This is a genomic window from Nonomuraea spiralis, assembly GCF_014648435.1.
GTDB lineage: Bacteria > Actinomycetota > Actinomycetes > Streptosporangiales > Streptosporangiaceae > Nonomuraea > Nonomuraea spiralis.
Window position 1 is genome coordinate 155,952 of sequence record NZ_BMRC01000008.1, and the last position, 11,905, is coordinate 167,856.

Sequence of the window (11,905 nt, forward strand, 5' to 3'; positions counted from 1 at the left end):
ACATCACCGGGTCCTCGCGGCCTGGAGCTCCGCGCGCAGGGACGGCGTGAGCGCCTGTCCCGCCCTGTCTACCAGCAGCGTCATCTGGTACGCCACCAGCCCCATGTCACAATCGGGACCCGCCAGCACCGTGAGCACGGAACCGTCGCTGATCGCCATGACCAGGAGCAGCCCGCGCTGCATCTCGACGACGGTCTGCGACACCGCGCCGCCCTCGAACACCCGCGACGCGCCCACGGTCAGGCTCAGCAGACCAGCCGAGACGGCGGCGAGCTGGTCGGCGCGGTCCGGTGGGAAGCCCTCCGAGGCGGCCAGGCACAAGCCGTCCGCCGAGACGACCACGGCGTGCGCCACCCCCGGCGTGTTGCGCACGAAATCGGTGATCAGCCAGTCGAAGCGGTGTGCCTCATGGCTCAGCGTTGTCACGCATCCTCCCCAGCGGGACGCTTACTCACTCTGTTCCTCCTGTCCACGTACTTCCTGGCGGCCCCGTCGCACACCCTGCTGGAAGCCGGCCATCCGGCTGCGTATCCGGTCGGCTGAGACCGGAGGAACCGGCGGCTGCGGCTGCTGCGCCTGCTGCTGAGCGGGCTGGCTCGCCGTGCCCGGAACCAGGTTGGCCTTGGGGGTGCGCTTGGGGAGCCCCGCGGCGGTCACGCCGCCGAGGCTGGGCTCGCTGGCTTTGGCCGCCGCACGCCAACCGGCGTCCGCGGCTGTCTGCCACGCTTCCTCCCCAGAGGGTACGGCTTGCACGGGCCCGGCCTCACCGCCGGGCTTCCCGGAGGAGGGCGCCTCGGGCGCGGACTCCCCCGGCGGCCTGCGGAACCACGCGGACTCCACCGACGCGAAGATCGGCAGAAACTCTTCCTGCTCCGGCTCCATCGGCGAGACATCCACCGACGGCGTAGGATCCGGCCGGCGCACCTCGTTCGTCCCGTACGGCGGCGGCGTCGGGAACGCGCTCCCGCCGTTCGCCGGGTACGGGGGGAACGAGCCGGTGCCCGACGACAACGACGGGTAGGCCCCGGAGTCGAACGAGGACGGCTGCCGCCGGTAGGAACCACCGTCGGTGTCGGCGGTGAACCCGTTGACCGGCCGGCCCGGATCGGAGTTGAACGCCCCGAGCCCCTGCCTGGGCTGCGGCGGCGGGCTGTCGAAGGAGGACGGCCCGGAGGGGGCGCCGCCGAAGGGACTCGCGGGCCCGGTGCCGAACCTGGCAGAGTCGCCGGAGCCCGGCCGCGTCCCGTTGGCCTCGATGGAGTCGAAGCTGCCGAACGACCGGAACGAGCCGTTCTGCGGGGGCGGGGTCACGGTCCCGCCGCCGAACGCCGGGCGCTGCGGCAGCGGCTGCTGCATGCCGTCGGCGATCAGCGTGGGCGGCAGCAGCACCATGGCGATCAGGCCGGCGCCCTCGCCCTTCCTGAGCTGGACGCGGATGCCGTGGCGCAGTGCCAGGCGGCCGACCACGAACAGGCCCATGCGCCGGGAGACCGACACGTCCACGACGGGCGGCTCGGCCAGGCGGCGGTTGGCCTCGGCCAGCTCCTCCTCGGTCATGCTGATGCCGGAGTCGCTCACCGACAGCAGCGCGCCGCCGCCCTCGATGAGGCTGCTGGAGACCAGGACCTGGGAGTTGCTCGGGGAGAACTGGATGGCGTTCTCGACCAGCTCGGCCACCAGGTGGACGAGGTCGTTGGCGGCGCTGCCCTGGACGGACGTGGCTCGGTGGACCTTGACCTGGACGCGTTCGTAGCCCTCGACCTCCGACAGCGCGGCACGGACGACGTCCACCAGCTTGGCGGGCTGGCTGCGGCGGCGGGTGGCCTCGTGGCCGGCGAGGACCAGGAGGTTCTCGGAGTTGCGGCGCATGCGGGTGGCCAGGTGGTCGAGCTTGAACAGGTCGGCCAGGCGGCCGCCGTCCTGCTCGCCCTTCTCCAGGCCGTCGATCAGCGAGATCTGCCGCTCGACCAGCGTCTGGGTGCGGCGCGAGAGGTTGACGAACATCGAGCTGATGTTGCTGCGCAGGTCGGCTTCCTCGCCCGCCAGGCGTACGGCCTGGCGGTGGACCTGGTCGAAGGCCCGCGCGACCTCACCGATCTCGTCCTGGCCCTCGACCTCGATCGGGCGCACCTCGGTGCTGGTCTCGCCCGAGACGCGGAGCTGGCGCACCACGTCGGGCAGCCGGAAGCCGGCGATCTCCAGAGCCTCGGTGCGCAGCCGGCGCAGCGGGCCGACCATCGAACGGGCGATCGCCACGGTGAGCAGCAGGACGATCAGCAGCAGCGCCAGGATCAGGGCGCCGGCGATGATGGCGTTGCGGATCTCGGACTCGCGCAGCTCCTGGCTGCGCAGGTTCACCTTGTCGGCGAGGTCCTTCTCGATCTCGTGCAGGACGCCGACCGCGACCTTGTTGTCGTTGAACCACTGCTCGCGGGCGTTGGACCGGGAGGAGATCAGGTTGTCGGCGATCCGTACGCCCGGGGCCCGGCCGCTGGCCAGCGTGACCGCGCGGGCCTTGGTGAGCTGGACGTTGACGTACTCGTTCTTGCCGGTCAGCAGCTTGGACAGCTGCAGGCCGATCTCGGCTCCGGCCTCGGCGCCCACAGTGGCGATGTCGCTCTGCTCGCGGGCGTTGGAGGCGATGAACCGCTCGACCTCCTTGGCGTCGACGCGGTCGACGTTGTAGGAGTTCTTCAGCAGTTGCACGCGCTGGCGGGAGATCTCCTCCTTGGCCTGCGCGAGCGCGCTCAGGGCGCGGAAGTGGCCGATGATCTGGGAGTCGTCCGACAGCAGGGCCAGCTCGTCGTGCAGCTTGAGCAGGGTGTCGGTCAGGAAGTCGTAGCGGATGGTGTCGGCCTGGCCCTCGACCCGGATCTTCGCCAGCCGGTTGAGGTCGTACTTGGCCTGGCCGGCGGCCTTGACGACGCGTTCGCCGTAGGACTCGTCCATCGTGTCGAGGTCCTCGCGGACGCCCTTGACCAGCTTGTCGACGGCGGTCTTGTACTCGTTGAGTTCGGCGGCCTTCGATTTGCGCAGCTTGGGATAGGCGCCGATCCAGCCCCCCGTGTCACGCTCCAGGCCGAGTGCCTGCACCAGGTCGCGGATCCGGCCCGCCTGCTCGGCCGCGGTGGCCGTGCGGTCGTAGTCGCCGATGCTCTGGACCGAACCGACGACACGCGCTCCCCCGAGCACGACGCCGGCGATGGTGGGCACGAGGATGAGCGCCGTCAGACGCCATCTCACGCGCCAGTTGCGTAGGCCTAGACGAGGCAGCGACCGCTTCCCGCGGTCCCGCCTCGCGGCATGGCCGCTGTCGGAATTCCCCGTTGTCACTGCTTTCGCTACCCCTCAATCGTCCCGTTCAACGACGGGTGTCCAAGCCGTCCACAAGGTATCCGCAGTATCCGACTTAACAGGCATTTCGGACACAATCGTTACATATGTGACCGACAGTTGTTCACTGTTGGTTATCGCAGTGCGGCCAGCACCTGATCGCGGACTTGAACTCGCTGCGCGCTGTCGCTGAGGGGGCGACCGGCGCGGTCCACGACGTAGAAGACGTCCACCGCCTCCGCGCCGAGAGTCTCCACGCGGGCGGCTCTCACGTCAAGAGCGCACTCACCGAACGCCCGTCCAATGCGCCACAGGAGCCCCGGCCTGTCATGGGCCCTGACTTCCACCACCGTGGCCGTCGCGGAGGCGTCGTCGACCAGTGTCACCCGAGGTGGAGCCACAGGTACCCGGGACGGCCGCACGGACCTGCCCCGGCGGGCCAGCCGCTGCTCGATGTCAAGACGGCCGGCAAGGACGAGACGCAGGTCGGCCTCCAGCGTGGCGGGGTCGGGCGGAGAGCCGTACTCGGGGACGACGGCGAACTCGATCACCGCCGTACCGCCCGCGGAGGCGGCCGACGCCGAGCGCACGACCATCCGGTGGGCGGCCAGCACGCCGGCGGCGCTCCACAACAACCCGGCCCGGTCCGGCGCGACGACCGTGACCGCTCCCCCGTTGACGCGGACCGCCCCGCCGCCGTGCCGGGCCAGCGCGGCCTGCTCGGGCGAGATCGAGGGCGCCTTCGGCGGGGGCGAGCCCGACAACACGGACCTCACCCGGCGGACGAGGTCGGCGACCAGCCCGGCCTTCCAGGCGTTCCAGGCGGCGGGGCCGGTCGCGTTGCCGTCGGCCACGGCCAGCGCGGCCAGCAGGTCGAGCACCTCGCGCGAGCCGACCGTGGCGGCGACCTTCTCGATCGTGACCGGGTCGTCCAGGTCCCTGCGGGTGGCGGTCTCGGGCAGCAGCAGGTGGTGGCGTACGACGGTGGCCAGCGTCTCGACGTCACGGGCGGGCAGCCCGATACGGGTGGCGATGTCGCGGACCACGACCTCCCCGGTCGCCGAATGGTCGCCCGGCCAGCCCTTGCCGATGTCGTGCAGGAGCGCGCCGATCAGCAGCAGGTCGGGACGGGAGACCTCACGGGTGTGGCCGGCCGCGTTCGCGGCGGCCTCGATCAGGTGCCGGTCGACGGTGAAGCGGTGGATGGGGTTGCGCTGCGGACGATGCCGTACGCGTTCCCAGTCAGGAAGCAGCTTGACAATGACACCCGCCTGGTCGAGCTCCTCCCACACGGGCACGGCGGCCCGTCCGGCCCCGAGGATCGACACCAGCGCATCCCGTGCCTTCTCCGGCCACGGCACCGGCATGGAAGGCGTCTGAGCAGCCAGGACGGACACCGTGGCGGGCGCCAGCGGCAGCCCGGCCTCGGCCGCAGCGGCGGCGGCCCGCAACACCAGGGCGGGGTCCTTGCGCGGGTCGGCGCCCCTGGCCAGCACGACCTCGCCGCCGTGCTCGACCACGCCGTCGGCCAGCGGGCGGCGCCCCCTCGGGGCCGGTCCTGACAGGAGTCTGTCAACGGTGCGCCAGGTGGCGTCGAAGGCGTGGGAGACGGTCCGGCCCGCCTCGGCGAGCCTGCGCATGAGCGCTTCGGCGTCGAGCAGGCCGAGCAGCCCGGCCACCGCGTCCTGCTCCTGGAGCACGAGCCGGTCGGTGCCGCGCGCGGTGACCACGTGCAGCGCGTGCCGGACGTCGAGGATGAACTCGTACGCCTCGCGCGCCCTCGGTCCCGGCGCCGAGGCGACCCAGGCCGCCGCCACGGCCTGCATGGCCTGGACGTCGCGCAGCCCGCCGCGGCCGTCCTTGAGATCGGGTTCGAGGAGGAAGGCCAGCTCGCCACTGACCTGCGCCCGGTGGTCGGCGGCGGCGCGCAGCTCGCCCAGCCTGCGCCGCGAGTCGGCCCGCCAGTCGGCCAGCACCGCCTCCCTGGTCCTCCTGGTCAGCTCGGGGTCGCCGGCGACGTGCCTGGCCTGGATGAGCCCGAGCACGGCCTTGAGGTCCTGCCGGGCCACGGCCACGGCCTCGGCCACCGTGCGCACCGAGTGGTCGAGGCCGACGGCGGAGTCCCAGATGGGGTACCAGACGCGGTCGGCGATCCGCGCCACGTCGGGCCGGCCGGCGTGCAGCAGGACCAGGTCCAGGTCGCTGCCGGGGGCCGGCTCGCCGCGGCCGAGGCTCCCGACGGCGACCAGGGAGACCTGGTCGCCGTCGCTCGCCGTCCTGAAGAGGTCCTTGAGCCAGCGGTCGGTGTCCGCGGTCCGCTCCTTGCGGGCCGCGGCGTACGAACGCGCCTCTCCCCTCACAGGGCCTCCGGCCCTCGCTCCCCGGTGCGTACGCGCACGACGGTGTCGACCGGGACGGACCACACCTTGCCGTCGCCGATCTTGCCGGTGTGGGCCGCCTTGACGATGACCTCGACGACGTCGTCGGCGTCGTCCTCCTCGGCCAGCACCTCAAGACGTACCTTCGGCACCAGGTCCACCTGGTACTCGGCGCCGCGGTACACCTCGGTGTGGCCGCGCTGGCGACCGTAGCCGCTGGCCTCGCTGACCGTCATGCCCTTGATGCCGAACTGCTCCAGCGCGGCCTTGACGTCGTCGAGCTTGAACGGCTTGATGATCGCGGTGATGAGCCTCATGCCTCCACCTTCTTGGGAGCCGGGGCCGGAGCCGGGGTGAGGGGACCGTTCGGGGTGGTCATGCCGGAGGCGTAGACCGTGCCGAGGTCGTACCCGGTCTCGGCGTGCGTGGTGACGTCGATGCCGGTGATCTCGTTCTCGGTGGAGACGCGGAAGCCCATCGTCCTGTCGATGATCTTCCCGATGATCCAGGTGGCGATGAACGAGTAGCCGCCGACCGCGACCGGGCCGAGCACCTGAAGGCCGAGCTGGCCGATGCCGCCGCCGTAGAACAGGCCCTTGCTCTGCTGTTCGAGGAAGGGGTAGGCGGCCAGGAAGCCGAGCGAGACGGCGCCGATGACGCCGCCGACCAGGTGCACGCCGACCACGTCGAGCGAGTCGTCGAAGCCCAGCCGGTACTTCAGGCCCACGGCGTAGGCGCAGACGGCGCCCGCGACCAGGCCGATGAGCATCGCGGCCCACGGGTCGACGAACCCGCAGGCCGGCGTGATGGCGACCAGCCCGGCGACCGCCCCGGAGGCGACGCCGAGGCTGGTGGCGTGGCCGTCGCGCAGCTTCTCCACGACGAGCCAGGCGCCGGCGGCGACCGCGGTGGCGATCTGGGTGTTCATGAACGCCAGCCCGGCGGTGCCGTCCACGGCCAGCTCCGAGCCCGCGTTGAAGCCGAACCAGCCGAACCACAGCAGGCCCGCCCCGAGCAGGACCAGGGTGAGGTTGTGCGGCCTCATCGGCTCCTTGCGCCAGCCGTGGCGCTTGCCGATCACGAGGGCCAGGGCCAGCGCCGCGGCGCCGGCGTTGATGTGGACGACGGTTCCGCCCGCGAAGTCCTCGATGCCCATGGTGTTCAGCCAGCCGGTGCCCCACACCCAGTGGGCGACCGGGAAGTAGACGACGGTCGCCCAGATGACGGTGAACAGGATCCAGGCCCCGAACTTCGCCCGGTCCGCGATCGCGCCGCTGATCAGGGCCACGGTGATGATGGCGAACGTCAGCTGGAAGGCCGAGAAGACCAGGCTCGGCATGCCGGTGCCGTCGTCCTTGGTGGCCGTGTCCACCAGGCTCTGCAGGCCGAGGGCGTCGAAGCCGCCGACGATGTTGTTGAGCACCGAGCTGCCGTTGTCGGTGAAGGCGATCGAGTGGCCGAACAGCACCCAGGCCACGGTGACCGTGATGATGGCGCCGAACGACATCATCATCATGTTCAGGACGCTCTTGGCCCTGGTCATGCCTCCGTAGAAGAACGCGAGCCCCGGAGTCATCAGCAACACCAGCGCGGTGGCCGCGAGCATCCAGGCTGTGGTGCCGCTATCGATCTTCACGACGCGACCCTCCTTACATGTGACGTGTCGCCACAGCGTCTTCGGCCGGGGTTTCGTGGCTCGACCAGGGGTGTTTCGCGTTCGTGAATCTCGCTGGCGCGGTGTTTCGGGTACGTTTCGGGCCCTTCACACGTTTCGTTCCGGCCATGACATGCCATACTTAGGGTTGCCTTACCTAATAGATCAAGGATTCCCTCATGCGTCTCCGGCTTTTGGCCCTGCTTCCCGTCCTCGCCCTCGCCGCCTGCGGCACCTCGACCGGCACGGAGGACGCCGGCCCCACCCGGACCGTCAAGCACGCCATGGGTGAGACCAAGGTGCCGATGACCCCCAAGCGGGTCGTCGTACTCGACACCGACAAGCTGGACACGATGATCTCCCTCGGACTGGCCCCCGTGGGCGCCGCCCAGGCGGGCGAGAACCAGACCTGGCCCGAGTACCTGGGCTCGGCGCTGTCGGCCACCAAGCCGGTCGGCACGCTCCAGCAGCCCAACATCGAGGCGATCATGGCGCTCAAGCCCGACCTCATCCTCGGCTCGAAGTTCCGCCAGGCCGCCTTCTACGACAAGCTCAGCAAGATCGCCCCGACCGTCTTCACCGAGAAGGTGGGTGTCACCTGGAAGGAGAACTTCCTGCTGGACGCCGAGGCCCTGGGCAAGAAGGAGCAGGCGTCCGGGCTGCTGTCGGGCTACGAGAAGCGGGCCAAGGAGGTCGGCGGCCGGTTCTCCAAGCTGTCGGTCAGCATCGTGCGCTTCATGCCCACCGAGATCCGCATGTACGGCCCCGAGTCGTTCAGCGGCATCGTCGTCGGCGACGCCGGCATCCAGCGGCCCGAGGCGCAGCGGCTGGCCGACCAGCAGGACAAGCGCTTCGGCAAGCTGAGCCAGGAGAACATCGCCAAGGCCGACGGCGACGCGATCTTCTACAGCGCGTACGGCGACGCCGCCGCCAAGTCGCAGGCCACGGTGACCGGCGGCCCGCTGTGGAAGAACCTCGCCGCGGTCAAGGCCGAGCACGCGCACAACGTGGACGACGAGGTCTGGATGACCGGCATCGGCGTCACCGCCGCCGGCAAGATCCTCGACGACCTGGAGAAGTACCTCACCCCGCTGGCCTGACCACCCCGCCCCGCTCAGCGAAGAAGCGCCTCAGCCCACCGCACCGACCCCGGCCGTTCCCCGGAAGCGCCTCAACCCGCCACTTCGACCGGGTCGCCCTGGGCGATCCGGCCGGGGCGCAGGACCCTGGCGTAGACGCCCGCGCACGCCTGGAGCCCCGCGTCCATCACCTGGACGCGGTTGTGCCGGGCCACCACGCGCAGCGCCTCGGTGTCGCGGCCGAGCGAGCCGTGGGCGAGCGTCGGTATGGCACAACGCGGGCTCGGCACGATGACCTGGAGCACGACCTCGTCCCCGACGTGCAGCTCGCGCCCCACCCAGTCGTTGTCGGCGAAGCCCTCCGCGGCCGTCCTGATCACCAGGTTGGGCCGGTAGCGGAGGGCTTCGACGTGCCCCCGGGGACTGAGCTCGCCGATCCGGTCGAGTGTCGCCGTCGAGATCAGGTGAAGGGGCGCGAAGTCGAAGAACGTGCCCTCGGGTGAGGCGCCGCCGAGCGTGCCGACCGTGTAGGGCACCTCCGCCTCGATGCCCTCGGCCAGCACCCGTTCGGGCACCGAACGCTCCAGCTGGGCCCCCTCCGGCGGCACGTCGATCAGCCGCACCTCGCGGCCGAGCAGCTTCGACAGCTCCTCGTCCCCCGGCACGCGGGCGCCCTCGACGGTCAGCAGGTCACGCCAGAGCCTCGGGTTCTTGGCGCTGGCGATCTTCCCGGTCGCGACGTCGAGCACCGCCCGGACCCGGTCGCCCGCCAGGCCGCGTTCGGTCACCTCGCTCCCGGCGACCTCCTCGCCCAGCATGGACTTGACCGGGTAGCGGCGCAGCGTCTCGACGTACATGATCGAGAGCTTACGGCCGGCCCCAGAAACGACGCAGATGGGGGACCAGTTCGGCGGCCCGCTCGTCGGGGAAGAACAGCCGGCCGCCCTCGATCTCGACGACCTCCCTGACGCCGGGGATCGTGTCACGCAGCCAGTGGGCCCAGCTCACGTCGAAGAACACGTCGCCGGTGCCCCACACAACCAGCGTCGGCACGGTGAGCACGGTGAGCCGGGGCTCGATGGCGACCATGTCCTTGGCGTCGATCGAGGCCAGCAGGCGCTCGAAGGCGCGCCCGCCCCCGGGCTTGGCCAGGATCGGGCGCAGATAGGCGTCGACCAACTCGGCGTGGTCGTCGATGCGCTCGTAGCCGGCGCCGAGCGCGGTCCTGGCCAGCAGCTCGGGATGGTCCAGCACGGCCGCCACGAGCCCGGCCAGCTCGCCTCTGACGGCCAGTTCGACCGTGTCCGCGAACGCCTCGGGCGGGGTGTTGGTGTGCACGTCGCAATTGGTGAGGGTGAGCGAACGCAGCCGCTCCGGATGGCGTACGGCGAAGACCTGGGCCACGGCGCCGCCGGTGTCGTTGGCCACGAGGTCCACCTCGTCCAGGCCGAGCCCGGCGCACAGCTCCTCCACGGCCTCGGCCAGCGCGGGGATCGACAGGTCCGCCCGCGGCTCGCTGCCGCCGTGCAGGGGCAGGTCGAGGGCCACGCAGCGGCGCTCGTCGCGCAGCTCGGCGATGACGTTGCGCCACAGGTACGAGCTGGTGCCCACACCGTGCACGAACAAGGTCGCCGGGCCCTGGCCCACGTCCACGTAGGTGATGCCGTCCATGGGGGCTCCTCCCCGATTACAGACCGACTGTCGGTCTATGAAATTACCGACCGTCGGTCGGTCTGTCTAGAGTGGGAGCATGAACCTCAAGGCGGAGCGCGGCGCGGCCACCCGCGACAAGGTCCTGGCCATCGCCACGCGGCTGTTCGCCGAGCGGGGCTACGACGACACCTCGATCGAGACCGTGCTGCAGGAGTCGGGGCTGAGCCGCGGGGCGCTCTACCACCACTACGCGGGCAAGGACGCGCTGTTCGAGGCGGTGCTGGAGGCCACGGAGTCGGCCATCGGCGTCAAGATCGCGCGGGCCGTGCGCGGCATCGCCGATCCGGCGGCGGCGCTACGGGCGGGGGCGCTGGCCTGGATCAGGCTCGCGGGCGACCCGGTGATCCGCCGTATCGTGCTCATCGACGCACCCTCGGTGCTGGGGTGGGAGCAGTGGCGGGCGGTGGAGGAGCGGTATTCGTTCGGCATGCTCAAGGCGGCCCTGGAGGCGACCGGGGCGGTGCCCGAGGGCTTCGTCGACCTGCACGCCCACATGTTGCTGGCCGCGATCAACGAGAGCGCCCTGCTGGTGGCCAGGGGCGGCGACACGGCGACGGCGGAGGCGGCCGTGGAGGAGTTCCTGCGCCGCGTCCTCACCCCGTAGAAACCCTCTGGAAACCCCGCAGAAACCCCCTGGCCCCCTAGAACCCCCCGCCCCCCTGAAGACCCACCCAAAACGCACCCCAAGCCTCTGGAGGCCCTCAGAACGCGCCACGCCGCCCCCCGAAGGCGGGTGGCGGCGATGGCGGGAGGGGGTCAGACGGCCGCGCCGGCCATGCGGCGCAGTACGGGCGGGTCAGGCGGCGGCGTTGGCCATGCGGCGGAGGCGGGCCAGGGCGTCGCGTTCGATGCGGCGGGCGCGGTCGCGGCCGATGCCGTAGCGCTCCCCCACCTCGGTCAGTGTGTGCTCGCGCCCGTCGACCAGCCCGTAGCGCCACCGCAGCATCTCGCTGGTGTCACCCTCCAGGCCGGTGAGCCACTGGTCGAGCCGCTCGCGCTCCAGGATGTCGATGGCCTGCTGCTCGGGATCGGCCCACGTCTCGTCGGCGATCATGTCGCCCAGCTCGGTCTCGTCCTCGTCACCCACGCCGAGCTGCAGCGACACCGGGTCGGAGGCCCAGCGGCGCAGCTCACGCACCCGCTCGATCGGCAGGTCGAGGATCTCGGCGAGATCGTTGTCGGTCGGCTCGGTGTCGTACTCGGCCAGCATGTCCCGGCGCACCCGCATCAGCCGGGTCATCTGCTCGCCGGCGTGCGTCGGCAGCCGGACCGGACGGGCCTGCTCGTGGATGGCCCGTCCGACCGACTGCCTGATCCACCACGTGGCGTACGTGGAGAACTTGTACCCCCGCCGGTAGTCGAACTTCTCGACCGCCCGCACCAGGCCCAGGTTCCCCTCCTGGACCAGGTCGATGAGCGGCATCCCCCGCCCGGAGTACTTCCGGGCCACCGCGACCACCAGGCGCAGGTTGGCCTGGATGAACTCGTCCTTCGCCCGCCTGCCCGAGACGGCCAGACGCTCCAGCTCCTCGTCGGCCGCGTCCCCGATCCGCGGCTCGGAGCCTCCGCTGTCAAGAAGCTGCTCGGCGAACAGGCCCGCCTCGATCCGCTTGGCGAGCTCCACCTCTTCCTCCGCCGTGAGCAGCGGGACCCGGCCGATCTCGGCCAAATATGTCCCCAGCAGGTCGCGCTCGGCGACGTGCTGCTCCTGCGTGCGACTCCCCGTAGGCCTTGCCATCCCCTGGCAC

Annotated in this window: 10 protein-coding genes; 2 read left to right on the forward strand and 8 right to left on the reverse strand. The window is 71.1% G+C overall.

The window, feature by feature from the left end; genetic code table 11:
* Positions 1–3: 3 nt before the first annotated feature.
* The 5 genes from IEZ27_RS21275 to IEZ27_RS21295 all read right to left on the reverse strand — a co-directional run bounded on the left by IEZ27_RS21275 (position 4) and on the right by IEZ27_RS21295 (position 7,347).
* Complete coding sequence (locus IEZ27_RS21275; RefSeq protein WP_189648847.1) at positions 4–426, reverse strand: roadblock/LC7 domain-containing protein; 423 nt, start codon at positions 424–426, stop codon at positions 4–6.
* A gap of 21 nt (positions 427–447) precedes the next feature.
* Positions 448–3,243 (reverse strand): sensor histidine kinase, encoded by a 2,796-nt coding sequence (locus IEZ27_RS21280; RefSeq protein WP_189648848.1) that lies wholly within the window; start codon positions 3,241–3,243, stop codon positions 448–450.
* 224 nt (positions 3,244–3,467) lie between these two features.
* Entirely contained in the window at positions 3,468–5,693 is a 2,226-nt protein-coding gene (locus IEZ27_RS21285) for a [protein-PII] uridylyltransferase (protein WP_189648849.1), read from the reverse strand.
* A complete protein-coding gene (locus tag IEZ27_RS21290) occupies positions 5,690–6,028 on the reverse strand; it encodes a P-II family nitrogen regulator (protein WP_189648850.1) in 339 nt (112 codons plus the stop codon). The genes IEZ27_RS21285 and IEZ27_RS21290 overlap by 4 nt, the downstream gene beginning before the upstream one ends.
* Positions 6,025–7,347, reverse strand: coding sequence for an ammonium transporter (locus tag IEZ27_RS21295; RefSeq protein ID WP_189648851.1), 1,323 nt, complete (start codon positions 7,345–7,347; stop codon positions 6,025–6,027). The genes IEZ27_RS21290 and IEZ27_RS21295 overlap by 4 nt, the downstream gene beginning before the upstream one ends.
* Before the next feature lie 197 nt (positions 7,348–7,544).
* Between IEZ27_RS21295 and IEZ27_RS21300 the strand changes: the two genes are divergently transcribed.
* Positions 7,545–8,465 (forward strand): ABC transporter substrate-binding protein, encoded by a 921-nt coding sequence (locus IEZ27_RS21300; protein WP_189648852.1) that lies wholly within the window; start codon positions 7,545–7,547, stop codon positions 8,463–8,465.
* Between the two features lie 71 nt (positions 8,466–8,536).
* On the opposite strand, the gene IEZ27_RS21305 is transcribed toward IEZ27_RS21300, so the two are convergent.
* Both IEZ27_RS21305 and IEZ27_RS21310 read right to left on the reverse strand, forming a co-directional pair.
* Positions 8,537–9,301, reverse strand: coding sequence for an MOSC domain-containing protein (locus tag IEZ27_RS21305; protein WP_189648853.1), 765 nt, complete (start codon positions 9,299–9,301; stop codon positions 8,537–8,539).
* A gap of 10 nt (positions 9,302–9,311) precedes the next feature.
* Positions 9,312–10,115 (reverse strand): alpha/beta fold hydrolase, encoded by an 804-nt coding sequence (locus tag IEZ27_RS21310; protein WP_189648854.1) that lies wholly within the window; start codon positions 10,113–10,115, stop codon positions 9,312–9,314.
* Between the two features lie 79 nt (positions 10,116–10,194).
* On the opposite strand from IEZ27_RS21310, the gene IEZ27_RS21315 reads away from it, so the two are divergent.
* Positions 10,195–10,761 (forward strand): TetR/AcrR family transcriptional regulator, encoded by a 567-nt coding sequence (locus IEZ27_RS21315; RefSeq protein ID WP_189648855.1) that lies wholly within the window; start codon positions 10,195–10,197, stop codon positions 10,759–10,761.
* A 192-nt stretch (positions 10,762–10,953) separates the two neighbouring features.
* On the opposite strand, the gene IEZ27_RS21320 is transcribed toward IEZ27_RS21315, so the two are convergent.
* On the reverse strand, positions 10,954–11,895 hold the full coding sequence (locus IEZ27_RS21320) for a sigma-70 family RNA polymerase sigma factor (RefSeq protein WP_189648856.1): 942 nt from the start codon (positions 11,893–11,895) through the stop codon (positions 10,954–10,956).
* Positions 11,896–11,905: the final 10 nt, after the last annotated feature.

Bases quoted from the DNA above. Each gene is read 5' to 3' on its own strand.
- IEZ27_RS21315 (WP_189648855.1), top strand. From the start codon at position 10,195: ATGAACCTCAAGGCGGAGCGCGGCGCGGCCACCCGCGACAAGGTCCTG.
- IEZ27_RS21310 (WP_189648854.1), bottom strand. From the start codon at position 10,115: ATGGACGGCATCACCTACGTGGACGTGGGCCAGGGCCCGGCGACCTTG.
- IEZ27_RS21320 (WP_189648856.1), bottom strand. From the start codon at position 11,895: ATGGCAAGGCCTACGGGGAGTCGCACGCAGGAGCAGCACGTCGCCGAG.
- IEZ27_RS21305 (WP_189648853.1), bottom strand. From the start codon at position 9,301: ATGTACGTCGAGACGCTGCGCCGCTACCCGGTCAAGTCCATGCTGGGC.
- IEZ27_RS21290 (WP_189648850.1), bottom strand. From the start codon at position 6,028: ATGAGGCTCATCACCGCGATCATCAAGCCGTTCAAGCTCGACGACGTC.
- IEZ27_RS21300 (WP_189648852.1), top strand. From the start codon at position 7,545: ATGCGTCTCCGGCTTTTGGCCCTGCTTCCCGTCCTCGCCCTCGCCGCC.